The organism is Longimicrobiales bacterium (assembly GCA_029245345.1).
Lineage (GTDB): Bacteria > Gemmatimonadota > Gemmatimonadetes > Longimicrobiales > Gaopeijiaceae > CALFPJ01.
Genome location: JAQWPM010000012.1, coordinates 485,223 through 502,441, shown reverse-complemented (window position 1 = coordinate 502,441; position 17,219 = coordinate 485,223). Strand labels below are relative to the sequence as shown.

The window sequence follows — 17,219 nt, the reverse complement described above, 5'->3', positions numbered from 1 at the left end:
CTTGGCCGTTTCCCCTGCCCCCTTGATCGCAGCTGTAACACCATGAGCAACGGTGTCCGGTTCCTTTGGGCAGATCCTCTGGAGGCAGGGCCATGACCCGTCCGTCCATCTTTCGCCAGGCGGCACTCGACCGGCTTTCTAGCCCCGAGCAACTCGACCGGCTCATGCAGGTCACACTCCCCTCCGGATGGTTCGCGCTAGCCGGTGTCTGGATGGCGGTGGGCGTGACGATCCTCTGGTCGATCTTCGGCTCGATCCCCACCACCGTGTCGGGTTCGGGCATCATCATGAGTTCCGGCGGGATACGTGAGGTCGAAGTGCTGGGGAGCGGTGTGGTAGAGCAACTCGCAGTCGCGGAAGGGGACCTCGTCGACGTGGGTGACTTGATCGCCCGGATCGGGCAACCTCAGCTGAGGCAACAAGTAAACCAAGCGCGTGAGCGGCTAAGCCTGCTTCAGGAGGAGCGAGTCACTCGAGAGAGATTCACGACCGCCAACACTGATCTCGAAGGCGAGACGCTCGATCGTGAAACCCTCGATATGGAGCGGCAGGTCGTGGTCGCGCAGGAGCGAATCGCTTGGCTCGAGGGTCGTGTCGAGGCTGAGCGGGAAGCGCGAGAACTAGGCTTGATCACCGAGGGTTCGGTACAGAACACGCTCCAACTCTTGGAGGCGTCTCGGGGGGAACTCAATGGGCTCAACCTGGCGCTCCAAAACAACGACCTCCGCCGGCTGCTGCTCGAGAACCGATCTGTAGAGACGATGGATCAGATGGACGAGCGCATCCGGGAGGCGGAGCGCGCGTTGCAGTCGCTGGACTTGGAGTTGGAGCGGACTTCCACGGTCTCGAGCCCCTATCGTGGATACGTGAGGGAGTTCCGGACCGACGTCGGGCAACTCGCCACTGCTGGGCAGGCGATCGTGAGCCTGGAGATGGCAGATGCGCCGCTCCACGCGGTGATCTTCATTCCCACCGAAGGCAAGAAGATTCAGCCCGGAATGGAGGCCCACGTCTCACCCTCAACGGTACGTCGAGAGGAGTACGGCTTCATGGTGGGTGGCGTGACTTTCGTCTCCGCTCAGCCGGCAACCCCAGCCGGCATGCGCCGTACCCTCAACAACGACATGCTCGTGCAGCAGCTCTCAGCGCTGGGCGCGCCATTCGTTGTCGAGGTGGCTCTGGAGCGTGACGAATCTACCGTCAGTGGCTTCCGCTGGTCTTCCCGCCGCGGACCGCCAATCATCGTCGAGAGCGGCACTTCGGTGATGATCGACATCGTGGTGGCTCGACGTAGGCCGATCAGCCTAGTGCTACCAATCTTTCGCAACGCCCTCGGACTGGCGGTGTGAGCCTCCGCGATCAGGTCCGGGCTTTCCTGGGGCGACGCCCAAACAAGACGCGGACCCTCCTCCAAATGGAGGCGGTGGAGTGTGGTGCAGCGGCTCTCGGCTCGGTGCTGGGATACTACGGGCGGGTCGTCTCCCTAGAGGAACTGCGAACGGCATGTGGCGTGTCGCGTGACGGAGTCACCGCGAAGAACATCATACGTGCTGCACGGAGCTACGGGCTCGAGGTCAAGGGGTACCGAAGTGAGATCGCGGGGCTCGAAGAGAACACCACGCTCCCGGCTGTCCTCTTCTGGAACTTCAACCACTTCCTCGTCCTAGAGGGATTCGACGAAGACCGCGTCTTCCTGAACGACCCGGCGACCGGGCCGCGAACAGTGACACGTGCGGAGTTGGACGAGGGTTTTACCGGTGTGGTCTTGACCTTCGAGAGAGGCCCCGACTTCGTGGAAGAGGGTTCGGAGCCTAGCCTGATCCAGGCGCTCAAGGGTCGGCTCGCTGGGTCCGAGACGGCAGTCCTATACGCGATTCTCGCGGGACTAGCGCTGGTCTTTCCAGGCTTGATTGTGCCGACGTTTTCGAGGGTGTTCGTCGACCAAATCCTGATCCAACGACTGGATTCCTGGGTTGTGCCACTCCTCACCGGCATGGCGTTGACCGCAGTTCTTCGCGGCGTACTCACGTGGCTCCAGTCCTACTATCTGCTCAGGCTCAAGACCAAGCTCTCGGTGGCGCACTCGGGCCGTTTCTTTTGGCACGTGCTGAGGCTCCCCATCGAGTTCTACAGCCAACGGTATGCCGGCGAGGTCAGCCACCGCGTGCAACTCAACGACGGAGTGGCTGCACTCCTGTCGGGGAAGCTCGCGTCCACCGCCATCGACCTTGTCATGATCGTGTTCTTCGGCGCGCTCATGTTCATGTACGACTGGGCACTCACGCTTTTGGCCATTTTCATCGTGAGCTTCAACTTGCTCGCGATGAAACTGGTGTCCGCACAGCGGATCGACGGCAATCGTCGACTTCTCCAAGAACACGGGAAGTATGAGGGTGCCCTCATGGGCAGTCTTCGGAATATCGAGACACTTAAGGCGACCAGTCGCGAAGCCGATCTGTTTTCGAAACTCGCCGGCTATCAGGCCAAGCTGGAGAACGCCTCTCAGGACCTGAGCATCAAGACGCAGGTGCTCCAGCTCGCCCCATCGCTGCTGACGGGAATCGGAAACGCGGCTGTCCTCGGCTTCGGCGGTTACCGGATCATGCAGGGGGATCTCACAATGGGGATGCTCGTCGCATTCCAGAGCCTCCAGCAGAGCTTCGTCGGGCCTGTGACCAATCTCCTTGGGCTCGGGGCGAAACTTCAAGAGATGGTCGGTGACATGACCCGCCTCGATGACGTTCTCCGTTATCCGGCGGACCCCCAGGTGTCGACGGGACTCGAAGCCTCTGAAACCGACCACGCAGCAGAGAAACTCACCGGCCGCGTCGAACTCAAGAACCTCACATTCGGATACTCACGTCTAGCAGATCCACTGATCAGCGACTTCAGCCTAACCCTGGAGCCTGGGGCGAGGGTCGCACTCGTAGGGGCTTCGGGATGCGGAAAGTCGACGATAAGTAAGCTCGTAGCTCGACTTTACGAGCCATGGTCTGGAGAGATCCTCCTCGACGGAACCCCGTTGAGCGATGTGCCTCGGGCAGTGTTCACCTCTTCTCTGGCGTTCGTCGACCAGGACCTCACGCTGTTCGAAGGGTCGATCCGAGAAAATCTCCTGATGTGGGACGAAACCGTCCCTGACTTGCACGTCATTCAAGCCGCCAAAGATGCCATGATCCACGACGCCATCGTGGAACGCCCAGGAGGGTACGACAGCAAGCTCAAGGAGGAGGGATCCAACTTCAGCGGTGGTCAGCGCCAACGCCTCGACATTGCGCGCGCGCTTTGCGGGAATCCGCGCATACTGGTCCTTGACGAGGCGACCAGTGCGCTGGACGCCGTTACCGAGAAACAGATCGACGAGAACATCCGCCGCCGAGGCTGCACGTGTATCATCGTGGCACACCGGTTGAGCACGATCCGTGATTGCGACGAAATCATCGTGCTCGACGGCGGAAGGGTGGTGCAGCGCGGGACGCATGAGGCACTCGTTGCGGACGGCGACGGATGGTACACCCAGCTTCTGAGCTCGGAGGCCGGATGATGCCCGAATCCAAAATGGCTGGGGTGAGCGCGTTCATCCAGGCGCTCCGCGCGACCGGTGAGATCCACGAAGCTGGGGGCAATTCGCCGGTCTTGCTCGAGGAGCCTGGCCTGGTCTGGACGGTGCTGAAGGGGAAAGTGGACGTCTTCGCGGTGCCGGTCCACGATGGTGAGGCAGGAGGGCCCCGCGACTACCTGTTCAGCGCATCATCGGGTGACGTGTTGTTCGGAATGGAGCCTGAGTGGGCGGACGAGGTAGGGCTACTCGCCATTGGAGGAGTTGGTGCGGCCGTCTTACGATCGACCATCGACGACTTCAAGAAGCTCGCGGACCAGCACCCCTCGGACGCCTGCGAGCTTGTGGACCACTATGTCCTGAACTTCGCTGAGGCGGTCGCACGCCGTGGCACCCCACGCTTGGACGTCCTGCTGGAGCCGGGGCTGAGCTACGAGTTGTCGAAGGGCGCTGACCTGGCGGCCAAGCGAGGCGTCGTGTGGACAAGCGTGGCAGGAGGCTCGCTGCTATTCGACGCGTACCGCACCCTTCCTATTCGGGTCGAAGACGGCCCTTTCCCGCTGGGAGCGGGCGCTTGGGCCCATGCCAAAGAAGACGTCACAGTCTCAGTCTTCGAGGCCGCCGACGTCATGGAAAACGGCGACATCTGGCACGGCCTCCAGTCGTTCAATCGTGTCGCACTCGAGTGGGCGCAGGTGATTCTGCTACGAGACGGAGCGGAAGCGCGCGCGCAGCTCCAGGCTCGCCTGGAGGCGGATCAACTAGCGAACACCACGGCGCTGACCGACTTGGCCAACATCCTGACGGACGGCGAGGCCCCGGTGGAGGACAGCGGAGGGGATCACGTGTTGGCCGCGTGTCGCCTGGTCGGGGATGCGCTCGGCATCGAGCTCAGACGGGCGGGCTCCTGGGAGGCAGGCGGCAGTCCGATGAGTGCGGTCCGGGCCATCGTTCGCTCGTCCTCGGTGGGCCATCGGCAGGTCGTTCTGACCCCGGGATGGTGGACGCGGGACCAGGGGCCCCTTTTGGGCTTCGTAAAGGAGTCCAAAGAGCACCAGCCCAACTCTGACCTCGATGCCGCTCAGGCGCCTGCGACGTCATCAAACGGCCAGAGGGAGTCCAGGGTCACTGAGGTCGAGACATCCTGGGAGGACGGCAGCGACGACACACGACTTATTCCGGTCGCGCTATTGCCTACGAGGGTAGGCGCCTACGAGCTGGTCGATCCGCGCGATGGGACCCGAGTACCGGTCGACGAAGCCACAGCGGCAACCCTCGGGCCCTTCGGCCTTCAGCTCTACCGCGGTCTCCTCACGAGCAAGGTCACCCTGAAGGACCTCTGGAGTTTCGTCACCTTCGGGGTGCTCAACGATGCTAAGACGATCATCGCCCTCGGTGTCGCCGGAGCGATGCTCGGCCTGCTGCTACCTCTTCTCACGGGCTACCTGTTCGATAGCGTGATCCCAGGAGCAGACCGGCTCGGCCTCATCAACGTGTTCGTGGCCCTGGCGGTCGCGACGGTGTCCGGCGCAGCGTTTGAGCTCACCCGGGGAATCTCGGTTCTCCGCCTGCACACGCGGGTCGGAGCGGCGCTTCAAATGGCCGTCTTGGACCGATTGATCCGGCTCCCGCTCCCGTTCTACGGACGGTTCTCCGCCGGTGACTTGGGGATGCGGGCCTCGAGTATCAACGCGATCGGCGAGGCGCTGAGCGGGTCGACGCTTTCGGCTATCCTAGGCAGCTTCGTTTCGGCCGCGTCCTACGTCCTGCTGTTCTACTACAACGTCACTCTCGCGCTGCTGGCCACGGTCATCCTAGCCGTCAACATCGCCTTCTCTGCGGCGACCGGGTACTTCATGCTGAACTTCTCCCGCGAGCAGCAGGAAGCACAGGGAAAGCTCTCGGGGCTGGTGCTCGAACTGTTGAACGGAATAGCAAAGCTGCGTGTCTCGGGGACCGAAGCGCGCGCCTTCTCGCGGTGGGCGAAGGCTTATCGCCGTCAGCAAGCGGTAGCGTTCCGCGTTGGGTTCTTCGCGAACAACGTCGTCGTGTTCAACTCGGTTCTCTCTATCGCATCGACGCTCGTCATCTTCTGGGCCTACACAGTCATTGCGGCGGACCCGGCCGGTGGGATCACCACGGGCCAATTTATCGCCTTCAATGCGGCGTTCGGAGCATTCATCAGCTCCGGAATGCAGCTGTCGCAGACGGCGATCGGCCTTTTGGGCCTGATCCCACTATGGGAACGAGCCAAGCCGATTCTGGACACGGAACCCGAGGTCGACTTCTCCAAGTCCGACCCAGGAGAGCTGGCTGGGCGGATCGAGGTCAGTCACCTGAGCTTCCGCTATTCGGAAGACGGTCCCTTGATCCTAGACGATGTGTCTTTCGAGGCCGCTCCGGGAGAATTCATTGCGCTCGTAGGCCCCTCGGGCGCTGGGAAGTCGACGGCGCTGAGAATCCTCCTAGGGTTTGAGAGGGCGGAGAGCAGCTCAGTCTTGTTCGACGGTCACGACCTAGCCTCGGTCGACGTAACGGCAGTCCGGCGGCAGGTTGGTGTTGTGCTGCAAAGCAGTTCACTCACATCTGGGGACATTTTCTCGAACATCGTAGGCTCGGCGACCCTCACCATCGACGACGCGTGGGACGCAGCCCGTATGGCCGGCATGGAGGACGACTTGAAGGCGATGCCCATGGGTATGCACACCGTCGTCTCCGAGGGAGGGGCGACGTTCTCTGGAGGTCAGCGGCAGCGCCTACTAATCGCACGTGCGTTGGTCACGCGGCCGCGCATTCTCTACTTCGACGAAGCGACAAGCGCCCTGGACAACCGCACCCAAGCCATCGTCAGCAAGAGCATCGAGGGACTACACGCCACTCGCATCGTGATCGCTCATCGACTCAGCACCATCCGCGAGGCGGATCGTATCTATGTATTCGACGCCGGCCGGATCACCGAAGCCGGATCATACGACGAGCTCGTGGCACGAGACGGCCTCTTCGCGGAACTTGTCGCACGGCAGGAGATATGATGTGACGAGGATCCGCCGATTCGCCTCACTCGCTACGCTGGCCTTCTCGCTGCCCTCCGGGCTCTCCGCCCAGGATCCCCAGGGTACGCTTGCTCAAGTCGAAAGCCGGACCCTCGTCGAACTGGTCGCGGCATTGCCCGGGCGTCCCACAGGGCTCCAGATGCTCGTTGGAACCGCGTTGGAACGGAGCCTCGATCTCGAAGGAGAGATCTTCAACCGACGAATCGCCGAGGCGAGTGTCGACATTCAGGGGGGACTCTTTGATCCCTCGTTTCGGCTCGGCAGCTCGCTTGCGCGGAGCGCGACGCCCGGAGTTGCGTCTGCGCGAGCGATGAGTGCCGGCCTCGGCGCAGTCCTGCCCTGGGGCACAGAACTCGGGGTGGACGTTAGAGGGGGCCGCAACCTCGGCCTCATCAATGACCCGTCATCCGTGTACGACTCGGATCTAACGGTGACACTTTCCCAGCCGATCTTGGACGGCTTCAACGTCAACGACGCCCGATACCGAGCGGCTCAGAGGCAGCGCAGGGCCGCCGAGCACGCACTGGCGAGGGCAACCGAGCTGGTCATCGCACAAATCGAGACCTTGTACTGGTCGCTCGCGGAGACCGAGGCGCTCGAGGCTGTGCGACAGGGATCGTACGAGCTCGCCCAAGCGCTTCTGTTCCGGAATCAGCAGCTTGCAGAGAGAGGGCTGGTCGCCGCTGTCGACGTCCTCACCGCCCAGAGCGGTGTGGCACTCCGCCGTGCGAGCCTGATCGACGCGAAGCGCCGAAGACTAGATGCATCGGACCGACTGGTCTTCGCGGCATACGGAGCGGGAGCGGCTCAGCAGCTCCGAGGGGACACCTTGCCCGTGAAGACGACGACGACGCTGCTCGGGGGTGACCCGATCGATGTGGAGCGACCCAATGCCGCAGCGGAGGCCTTGACCCGGCGCGGCGATGTCGCGGCTGCCCGTGAGTCCCTTGCCGCGGCGTCCGAATCTCTCAGGGAGAGCACCAGCGGACTGCGTCCGGGGTTGTTCTTGGACGGAAGCTGGGCAGCAGCAGGAGGCGGAGCGAGCGCCAGTAGTCTCTTCGGGGGACTCAGCAACAATGCGGCATGGAGCCTGGGACTCCGTTTTGCGGTGCCCCTGGGCAACAGATCCGACCGCGGTTTCGAGAGAGTGGCAACATGGACCGTCGGCCTTCGCCAAATCGACCTCAGCCTCTCGGAAAACCTAGTGCTCCAGGACGTGCGAGAGGCCACGCGCGCCGTACGCTCTGGGATCGAGCGCCTCGCGGCCGGTGACGAGGCCGCGAGGCTGGCTGCAGCGCAGCTTGTCGCTGAGCGGCAACGCCTCGACCTGGGGCTGGGCGACTCGTTCCGACTTTTGGAGACGGAGGAGAACGCCGTCCAAGCCGAACTCGAATCCGTGCGCTCCCGCTACGACCTCGCTCGGGCGACTACCAGGCTGCGTCTCGCGAGGGGCGAGATTCGGGCACCATAAGCGCCGTCCCCGCCCTGTAGGACTCAGTTCGTTCCGAGTTGACGCAAGACGCGATGGAATCGGTCGCCGGCACGCGAGAGAGCGTCCAATCGATCGAGCTCGAGCTCGTCGTCCGCGGACGTTTCGTCCGAGTCAGCCGATTGACCTTGGACCAAGCGAAGGGTGCCGCGGAGGCGGTCCGCCAGAAACGTGGCCAACGCCAGGTAGAACCTCGAGGCGAATTCCTTATCCGTCTTGAGCTTGGCCCGAATGACGTCACGAGGGATCTCAAGCACATGGGACTCCTCGACGGCGGTGACGGTCGCCGTGGCTGAGTGATTATCCACGAAGGAGATCTCACCCAAAACCTCTCCAGCTCCGATCCGCGCGACCTCGACGCTGTTGACCACCACAGAGAAGCGCCCGTCTAGGGCTAGGAAGAGCGACTCGACGTCGCTGCCCTGTCTTATCAACACCTCACCGGAGGCGTAGGCTTTACGTGAGCCGTTCTCCGACATCCACTTGACGTCGTTGTCGTCGAGCTCGGCTAGGATGTAGAGTACCTTCTTCATGTGCACCTCAGCTTCCGTGACTGGCCCGGTATCGTAGCTTCTTTGTCTCGACACGACGAGCAGTCGAGGGACAAGGCTGTAGATAGGTTCGATACGGGTTCCGACGATAGACTCGCTGCGCGCCTGCCCTCACGTTGCCAGGGAGCACGCGCCGTCCTCCGAATCTTCCTCCGGGCGATCGGCACAACGTTCAGCCGTGCGAGTCCCGGAGCGCCCAACGATGCCCATTTTGGTCGCTAGTCGCTCCCGACCACCGTCACGCCCCACGAAGCCCTCTAGGGACACTTCCATCACCTCGCGACTGGCTTGATGAGCGGAAGCCCAAGGACAAACTCTTTGCGGTCGCGGCAGCGCTGGATCACGACCTCGAGGCTGTGGAGCAGTGTTACGACGACAATCCCGGGAAGGACCGCACGAAATCGGATTCGACTCGTTAGGCGACCACCACGACTACGGGTGCCATGTCATCGACTCGGTCGATGATTGTAGGGCTGCCCGGCGAATGGTGATTCTGGCTTCAGTGCCAGAAATGGTCGTGCGTTAGAGGGCGGACCCCCTACCGCCCTCCTGGCCGGTAGGTTTCCTCTGCCACTGCGTCCACATCGGGCCGGTAGAACCGCACCGTACGAAGATCACCCGTCGCGTACCGCTCGATCTGGTCGGCGAAGTGCGGCGAAGAGGGATCACCGGACTGCCCGCCTGCACTGACCGCGCGGGCTCTCACCGAGTCTCCGAACGCTACTACGGCCACGAAGCTGTTCCCACGTGTGCCGTAAATGCGCTTGGTGCCATTAAAGGTCCGCTGGCCGTACGCGGCGAGCGATCCCCAGCGCGCAGACGTAAAGCCTACCGGTACGCTCGCACCCTCGTCGTCGAACGGCTGAACGATGTCTCCGGTCAGGCGCTGGAATCGGTTGATCTCACCCCAGGGCGTGGCCCAGCTCCCGAAGTCCTCTTCAAGACGCGTCACGGCGTCGGCGAGCGCGCCTAGCTTCACTGTAGCTGAGGCCCCCGCGGCCATATAGTCGTAGACGTCGACCCCTGCCTGGTCCGCTGCATCTGCTATCTGTGAGAGAAGCGTATCTCCATACGCGATGGCGACGGATGTCGGGATCGATTCCGCCCCGAAGCGCAGGTCCCATCCCCTCAGCGCAGCAACAGGCTCAGCGAGACGAGCCTTGAGCGGGTTCGAATTCGCGGTCCCGTCCCAAGCGGCCACCAGTGCCGGGACGATGTCTTCGAAGCCGGGGAGGTAGCTGTCATAAGCGGCGTCGATCAGCCGCTGCAGGTTGAAGTCGGTCCGGCCCGGAAGGACACGCAACGCGTGCTCGCCGCGGAAGTTCTCTCCGTATGCATCCATATACCTAGGGTAGTCGCTCTTTCGCGGGCTGGTGGAGCCGATCACTGACCACGGATGGTTGTTCGTGTTCTGCAGCCATCCTGTAGATGGATTCACGATCAGTGGCGATTCCTCGACCGTGTGAATGCCCTGGTACTCGGTTGCGGCCGTCATGCCGCTGACGGGCTCACTCCAATCGAGGCTCTCGTCACGAATCGGAACGTAGTTGGCCTGGAAGTACGCGATGTTGCCTTCGGCGTCCGCGAAGACCGTGTTGTTCGACGAATTCGTGTGGAGGCGCATGGTCTCCAAGTACTCGTCATAGTTCGCGGCTTTGGTGCGCATGTACGACTGGGTCAATGCGTCGACCGGGTTGTTCATGAGTTGGACAGCGACCCACCGATTCGCATCGCCGCGCACGATCGGGCCGTGGTGGCTGGAGTAAGCGGTGACGGTGCGCTCGCCAGAGCCGCCCGATCCGTTTGTGTAAGGAAGGGTGATCTCGCGCTCCTCCATCTGGCGCATCTCGCCATCGTACGGATACCAGACGCCGTCCTCACGGACCTCTACATCGTAGTAGTACTCATCGACCGCATCCGCCCCAGTGGACGTGTGCATCCACCCTGCGGTCTCATTGAAGCCCTGATAGACGAAGAACTGACCCCAGGTGGATGCTCCGTACGCGTTCAGGCCCTCTTCGCTGACCATGTGATGTTCGGCTCGGAAGTAGAACGACGTGTGTGGATTGATGAGCAGCAGCGCGTCTCCATCCTCCGTGTTCGACGGAGAGATAGCGAAGCCGTTTGATCCGGTGGGCTCCACGGTCGGGTCCAGGCCAGGGAGGAGGCTTAGGCCGGAGTAGCTCGCCGGATCGATTGAAGCCAAACGATCGAGGCCAGGGTCGTGCTTTGGCGCCGATATCGCGGCTTCCTGAGCCGGACCACCGTCTCCATAAAAGTCCTCGAGCATCTTGAGCGAGGGGCGCTCCATGTCCCCACCGATGCTTCCTTCGCTGAAGCTCAGGGCCATCCAGGGCTCGAAGCGATCCAGTACCATCGGCTCAACACCCGGATGGGTCAGCAGGTAGTAGTTGAGCGCTGCAGCCCATGCGTCCATCAACTCCCGGAGCCAGGGCTCTGCGGACGCATATTCGTCCTGAAGCACCTTGGGGTCGATGAACAATTTCATGCGGAGGTCACGCCAGATCTGAGACTCTCCTTCTGCTTCAGCCAAGCGGCCCTGGCTGTTCAAGAAGTTGACTTCGATGCGGGGGAAGTCGTCTTCCGCCTGGGCGTAGACCATGCCAAATACGGCGTCCGCGTCCGTCTCGCCGTAGCTGTGGGCGATGCCCCAATCGTCCCGCACGATGGTGACGCGGTCCGCTCGGGCCGACCATTCGGCCATCTCTGGTGAGGGACCGTCGATGGGGCCGCAGGCAATGACAACGAGGAGCAGAGCAAGAGCGAGTTTCTTCATGATCAACGACCCTCGTCGTTAGGGATGCGACTTCCGACGGCTTCTAAGTCGTCTGTTTTGTCGTCGCGAACGTCGAATAAAATAGCATTGCCGGACGCATCCGTGATGCTTTCCCGGAAAGCGCCACCCGCGAGCATGACCGCTCCGTTCATCGTGGTGCCGTCGGTGAAGATGCCCTCAGCCTTGGGGGAAGGATCTTTCTCCACTCCCCATCTCCGAGCACGTTGTCGAGCAACAGGTCGCTGACCGTCATCTGGCCGGTCTCGTTGTTGTCGATGATCTCGACGGGGTGTGGTGTGCGTTGGACGGTCCAGTACGCATTCATCGAGGAGCGTTCCTCGGGCGTCATGTCAGGATCTGCCGCCATGAACGCCTGATCCATAGTCCGGTGAGGCACGTGGGACAGTGAGGTGTCCGCATACAGCATCAGCGGCCAGCTGTCATTCTCGTGCGGCTGAAGCCACAACGAGTACGCTCCGGCGGGGATCTCGGCCTCCCCCAACTTGAAGTCTGCCGATACTTCGAGTTGCGTCGCAGCGTTTGTGCATGGAGTCCACACTGCCGTCCAGGGCACCAGTCCACCGAAAACGGGCTCACGCCCAGGGACAGAGGGGCGAGCGTATTCGATCGAGATGGTGGTTCCCGAAATCACCTGCTCAAGAGTCTGTGCCTCGCTTCCATGCACTTGGGCGGCATGGGGCGCCGCCGCAGCCATGAGTAGACCGGCGGTGAGGACCAAGGACGTTCGCGAGAGGCGCACGGGAATACCCTGCTGCTCCGAGGTTCAGGCGGAGACTAGAGAAGGGGACATCCTTCCTGCCAAGGTCGGGGGCACTTGGTGTCTTCCCAATCGTGCATCCTCATTGAGTTGCTCGGACACGTCGCCCTCCAGAGTTGAGGCCAATGAAGCCTTTTTGAGCGGAATGCTCGTCCCCTGGATTGTCGTGGCCAGTCAGGCGCCGCAGTTCGCGTTGTGATGCACGGGGCGCCTAGGTTGGTGCCCGCGGCAGAATCGCGGAGCCGCCATATCCATTCGACTGGGAGTTCGGTGGGAATGAGAGGAATGAAGTTTGTGCTGACGGGCTGCCTGCTCGTGCTCGCATCGTGCGCGGACGGGTCGGCGCCTCAGCCGCGCCCTAACGTCCTGCTGATCGTCGCGGACGACCTTGGTTACGCGGACCTCGGTGCGTTCGGCGGTGACATCAGCACACCCAACATCGATGCGCTTGCCCAAGAAGGGGTGCTCTTTACCGGGTTCCGCGCGGGCCCTTCTTGCGGACCGACGCGGTCGATGCTTCTCACCGGAAACAACAACCACGTCGCGGGGATGGGCCAACAGGCCGCTTCGTTCGACACCCCTGGTTATGAAGGCCACCTCTCTGATCGGATCATTCCTCTGCCTCGGCTGCTACAGGAGGCTGGCTATCACACTTATATGGTCGGCAAATGGCATCTGGGAAATGCTCTGGAACACGGTCCGGCCGCGGCAGGCTTCGAGCGCTCCTTCACCCTCGTGCCGGGTGCCGCGAGCCACTTCGGGCCGTTGGGTTTCGGCCAAGGCACATCCGTTTATCGTGCCGACGGCGTCGAGGTCAGTTGGCCTGAAGGTGCGTACTCCACCGAACTGTATACCGATCAGATCATCGATTTCATCGATGCGGATCGGGACGACGGACGTCCCTTCTTCGCCTTCGCGTCGTACACTTCTCCGCACTGGCCGCTGCAGGTTCCCGACGAGTATTTGGACATGTACGCCGGCCAGTATGACCAGGGCTACGACCGGCTCCGGGAGGAGCGATTCGCGTCCCTGAAGGCCGCGGACATCATCCCCCCGTGGTCTGCTCTCCCGCCGCGCAACGAGGCAGTGACTCCATGGGCTCAGTTGACCCCGGCCGAACAACGCAGCGAGGCGCGAGAGATGGAGCTGTACGCCTCGATGCTTACGAACCTGGATGACCACGTGGGGCGTCTGGTGGTGCATCTCAAGGAAAGCGGCCTCTACGAGAACACGACCATCGTGTTCATGTCCGACAATGGTGCCGCGGCAGAGGATTTCTACGTCGATCGGCGCTTCTCAGAATTTCTGCAGGCCAACTACGACAACTCATACGAGAACATGGGCCACCCGGGGTCTTTCGTGTCGTACGGAGTCCCCTGGGCTGAGGCCGGATCCGCGCCCTTCAGCCGGCACAAGACCTTCTCGCGGGAAGGAGGCCTCGCGGCACCGATGATCATCTCGGGGGCCGGAGTCTCGGGGGCGGGTGTCATAGACCGCTCCTACCTCAATGTGATGGACATCGCTCCAACCGTTTTGGAACTGGCCCAAGCGTCCTACCCGACCGACGGATCGGTTTGGCCGATGCTCGGTGAATCGATGGTCGCCCACTTGGGCGGATCCGTGGACGCGGTCCACGCCGACGATTACGTGACAACACTTTATCACGAGGGCCGGGCTTATGTGCGCCAAGGCAAGTGGAAGCTCGTGACCCTGGACCGTCCGTTCGCTGAGTCGGGCTTTCAGTTGTTTGACCTAGGGGTCGATCCTGGAGAGACGAACGACCTGTCTGAAGTCGAACCGGAGCGCTTCACATCAATGCTGGAGCTTTGGCGGGAGCAACGTGAAGAACTCGGGATTGTCCCGCTCGAGGAGCGGTAGAGGTTGATACCGCATTGTGCCCTGCGGAATTTGCGTTTAACAAACGATGCGTCTGAAGGGTCTTATTCCGCAGCCACGCTGGCGCCCCGTTTGAGACCCATCCATGGAGTTCGTTTATGAACCGTCGCGTATTTTCAGCCGCCCTCGTTGCGGCGGCCTCGCTAGTCGCGGTGCCGGTTGCCGCACAGGACATGTCCGGTAGTTGGGAGATCACTTCCGAAGGCCGACGCGGTCCGCAGACCTCCACCATGACGATCGTACAGGCCGATGGTGCCCTGACGGGCTCGATGAGACTGACCATGGGTGGCGGTCGTCGCGGGGGTGGTGGCGGTGGTGGCGGTGCGCAGGAGTTCGAGATCAGAAAGGGTGAAGTCGACGGGAACACGTTCAGCTTCACTGTCGTGCTCTCATTTGGTGGAAACAGCATTGAACGAGCCTACTCAGGCACCTTCGATGGTGACTCGATGGAGGGGACTGTCGAGGGCGGCCGTGGTGGTGGGCAGCCGTTCACCGGGAGGCGGCGCGGATAGCCGTTCCGACCCACGAGTAGTAGACTCGGCGGCGGGCTCCAGAGGGGGTCCGCCGCCGCTGTATTTCACGGCACACGATCTCGTTGCGTCGGCCCCCAGGCGTGTTCGATCTTGCGGGATACCTGACAGTCAAACTAGTACGTTCCGGAGGAAGTCATGCGGCCCTTCGCCGTTTTGTTGCTCTTCGCCCTCGTGGCGACGCCATCACTCGCGCAGAATACGCCGAGACAAGTCACCGCAGAGGATTACGCTAGGGCTGAACGTCAGCTGCAGCAGCACACGTCTCCTTTGGTATTTGGCGGGGCCGTAAGCCCGAACTGGATGGACGACGGTCGCTTCTGGTATGAGAACCAGACGTCCGAGGGCAGCGAGTTTGTTCTCGTCGAGCCGGCGGAGGCTCGTCGGACGGTCGCTTTCGATCATCAGCGCATGGCGGCCGGGCTCAGCACCGCCGTGGGCCAGACGATCTTAGCGGGCTCGATCCCGGTCTCGGGCATGATGTTCGCAGGCGGTGCCATCGTGCTCGATGTCGATCTCGACGTCGATGCTCCATCACGCTTCATCTGCGATCGGTCGTCGTACGCATGCAGTCGCACGGATGTCCCTCGCGCCCCCGGTCGGTCGCGCACAGAGGTGTTCGCGCCCAACGGTGAACACTCGGTGTTCATCCAGGATCACAATTTGTGGCTGCGAGACTTCGACAGTGGTGATGAGTCACAACTGACCTTCGACGGCATTGAAGACTTTGGATACGGCACGAACAACGCGGGCTGGACACGGGGCCCCGGTCCGATCGTGAAGTGGTCTCCGGACTCGCGAAGGATCGCGACGTTCCAACACGACTCGCGTGGTGTGGGCTTCATGACGCTTACGAGCACCGGCGTAGGCCACGCAGAGGTCGATACGTGGCGTTATCCGATGCCTGAGGATTCGGTCATCTTCCGGATCAGCCGCGTCGTGGTCGACCTGGACCGCTCTGTTGGCGATCAACTCGTGCGGCTCCAGATGCCGCCCGATCAGCATCGCTCCACCTGCAGCGACCACGTCGCATGTGGCGGTGCCTTTGGTGACGTGGAATGGGCTTCGGACAGCGAGTCACTCGCCTTCGTCTCAAGCTCGCGCGACCACAAGAGCGCTCAGCTTCGCATCGCTGACCCGGCCACCGGTGCGGTCCGTGATCTCTTCGAGGAGGTCGAAACGACCTTCTTCGAGTCCAACGGCTGGCGCTACCTGTCGGACTCTGAGGAGATCGTCTGGTCCAGTCAGCGGGCCGACTGGAGCCATCTCTACCTGTACGACACGAATACCGGTGCGGTGAAGAGCCAGGTCACCTCGGGCGATTGGAACGTGCTCTCTATTCTCGCCGTGGACGAGGAACGCCGAGAGATCACCGTGCAAGGCAACGAGCGCGAGTCAGGTGATCCGTACTTCTTCTATTACTACCGCATTGGACTCGACGACGGGGACGTGACCCTCCTCACGCCGGACAGTGCGAACCATACCGCTTCGTTTTCGGCTGATGGCGATTTCCTGGTCGAGACCTATTCCACTCCGGTCATCCCACCGGTCACGGTCCTGAGGGATCGCGACGGAGGCCAAGTGATGGTGCTCGAAGAGGCGGATATGTCCGCTCTTCAGGCGTCCGGATGGCAGCCCCCCATGCCGTTCAGCGTGAAGGCTCGCGACGGTGACACCGACCTCCACGGATTGTTGTTCCGACCGAGCAACTTCGATCCCAATCAGAAGTATCCGGTCGTAAACTACCAATACCCCGGCCCGCAGAGCGGCAGTGTCGGCAGTCGGAGTTTCCGCTCGTCGCATCGGGATCTCCAGGCGATCGCCGAGCTCGGCTTCGTGGTCATCGAACTCGACGCCATGGGCACGCCGAACCGCTCAAAGACCTTTCATGAGGCCTATTACGGCAACATGGGAGACAACGGACTCCCAGATCAGATGGGTGGCATCACGCAGCTCGCGGAACGTCACGAGTGGATCGATGCCGAGACGGTAGGGATCTTCGGTCACTCCGGGGGAGGATTCGGTGCCGCCGATGCGATCATGCGTTATCCAGGATTCTACGACGTCGCCGTTTCTCAGGCCGGGAACCACGACAACCGAAACTACGAGGATGATTGGGGCGAGAAGTGGCAGGGCCTTCTGGAGGTGAATCCGGACGGCACCACCAACTACGACAATCAGGCGAACCAACTCTTAGCAGAGAACCTGGAGGGGAAGTTGCTCATCGCGCATGGGACGTTGGACACCAACGTGCCGCCCTCGAACACGATGTTGGTTGTGAATGCTCTCATTGAAGCGAACAAAGACTTCGACTTGCTCCTGCTGCCGAACCGCGGGCATGGGTTTGGCAACGAGCCCTATATGATGCGTCGTCGGTGGGACTACTTCGTTCGGCACCTCTTGGGTGCGGAACCGCCGCAGGGGTACGAAATCGGCCAGTTGCGGAGGCCGATTGGATAACGTCACCGACGAAATAGTCCCCGATGGTGTCGGGGCGCCGACAGACGAGCAAATCGACGCCTACGGGCTGACTCACCGCGGGCTTAAGCGATCCGTGAATCAGGAC

General features: G+C 62.0%; 10 protein-coding genes. 7 read left to right on the top strand and 3 right to left on the bottom strand.

The features are described 5' to 3' along the window. The first annotated feature begins 92 nt into the window (after positions 1–92). The 4 genes from P8L30_05290 to P8L30_05275 are packed head-to-tail and all read left to right on the top strand — an operon-like array spanning position 93 to position 8,083. Positions 93–1,349, top strand: coding sequence for an NHLP bacteriocin system secretion protein (locus tag P8L30_05290; GenBank protein MDG2239595.1), 1,257 nt, complete (start codon positions 93–95; stop codon positions 1,347–1,349). Then, positions 1,346–3,544: an NHLP family bacteriocin export ABC transporter peptidase/permease/ATPase subunit gene (locus tag P8L30_05285; protein MDG2239594.1), complete on the top strand. Its 2,199-nt coding sequence runs from the start codon at positions 1,346–1,348 to the stop codon at positions 3,542–3,544. Before P8L30_05290 ends, P8L30_05285 begins: the two co-directional genes overlap by 4 nt. Next, positions 3,544–6,591 (top strand): NHLP bacteriocin export ABC transporter permease/ATPase subunit, encoded by a 3,048-nt coding sequence (locus P8L30_05280; protein ID MDG2239593.1) that lies wholly within the window; start codon positions 3,544–3,546, stop codon positions 6,589–6,591. Before P8L30_05285 ends, P8L30_05280 begins: the two co-directional genes overlap by 1 nt. A 1-nt stretch (position 6,592) precedes the next feature. Next, a complete protein-coding gene (locus P8L30_05275; GenBank protein ID MDG2239592.1) occupies positions 6,593–8,083 on the top strand; it encodes a TolC family protein in 1,491 nt (496 codons plus the stop codon). Between the two features lie 23 nt (positions 8,084–8,106). Here the strand turns inward: P8L30_05275 and P8L30_05270 are convergent, their stop codons facing one another. From P8L30_05270 to P8L30_05260, 3 genes are all read right to left on the bottom strand, one after another. Next, positions 8,107–8,634 carry a cyclic nucleotide-binding domain-containing protein gene (locus tag P8L30_05270; protein MDG2239591.1) on the bottom strand — a complete coding sequence of 176 codons (528 nt, stop codon included), beginning with the start codon at positions 8,632–8,634 and terminating at the stop codon, positions 8,107–8,109. 556 nt (positions 8,635–9,190) lie between these two features. Continuing rightward, positions 9,191–11,449 carry a penicillin acylase family protein gene (locus tag P8L30_05265; GenBank protein MDG2239590.1) on the bottom strand — a complete coding sequence of 753 codons (2,259 nt, stop codon included), beginning with the start codon at positions 11,447–11,449 and terminating at the stop codon, positions 9,191–9,193. 148 nt (positions 11,450–11,597) lie between these two features. Then, a complete protein-coding gene (locus P8L30_05260) occupies positions 11,598–12,209 on the bottom strand; it encodes a DUF2911 domain-containing protein (protein MDG2239589.1) in 612 nt (203 codons plus the stop codon). Between the two features lie 303 nt (positions 12,210–12,512). Between P8L30_05260 and P8L30_05255 the strand changes: the two genes are divergently transcribed. The 3 genes from P8L30_05255 (at position 12,513) to P8L30_05245 (ending at position 17,113) form a co-directional block, all read left to right on the top strand. Then, on the top strand, positions 12,513–14,105 hold the full coding sequence (locus tag P8L30_05255) for an arylsulfatase (protein MDG2239588.1): 1,593 nt from the start codon (positions 12,513–12,515) through the stop codon (positions 14,103–14,105). A 116-nt stretch (positions 14,106–14,221) separates the two neighbouring features. Next, positions 14,222–14,635: a hypothetical protein gene (locus P8L30_05250; GenBank protein MDG2239587.1), complete on the top strand. Its 414-nt coding sequence runs from the start codon at positions 14,222–14,224 to the stop codon at positions 14,633–14,635. 156 nt (positions 14,636–14,791) lie between these two features. Then, positions 14,792–17,113 (top strand): DPP IV N-terminal domain-containing protein, encoded by a 2,322-nt coding sequence (locus tag P8L30_05245; protein ID MDG2239586.1) that lies wholly within the window; start codon positions 14,792–14,794, stop codon positions 17,111–17,113. Positions 17,114–17,219: the final 106 nt, after the last annotated feature.

Excerpts from the sequence above, each read along its gene's own strand:
- P8L30_05265 (MDG2239590.1), bottom strand. The coding sequence starts at position 11,449 with ATGAAGAAACTCGCTCTTGCTCTGCTCCTCGTTGTCATTGCCTGCGGC.
- P8L30_05280 (MDG2239593.1), top strand. The coding sequence starts at position 3,544 with ATGCCCGAATCCAAAATGGCTGGGGTGAGCGCGTTCATCCAGGCGCTC.
- P8L30_05255 (MDG2239588.1), top strand. The coding sequence starts at position 12,513 with ATGAAGTTTGTGCTGACGGGCTGCCTGCTCGTGCTCGCATCGTGCGCG.
- P8L30_05270 (MDG2239591.1), bottom strand. The coding sequence starts at position 8,634 with ATGAAGAAGGTACTCTACATCCTAGCCGAGCTCGACGACAACGACGTC.
- P8L30_05250 (MDG2239587.1), top strand. The coding sequence starts at position 14,222 with ATGAACCGTCGCGTATTTTCAGCCGCCCTCGTTGCGGCGGCCTCGCTA.
- P8L30_05290 (MDG2239595.1), top strand. The coding sequence starts at position 93 with ATGACCCGTCCGTCCATCTTTCGCCAGGCGGCACTCGACCGGCTTTCT.
- P8L30_05245 (MDG2239586.1), top strand. The coding sequence starts at position 14,792 with ATGCGGCCCTTCGCCGTTTTGTTGCTCTTCGCCCTCGTGGCGACGCCA.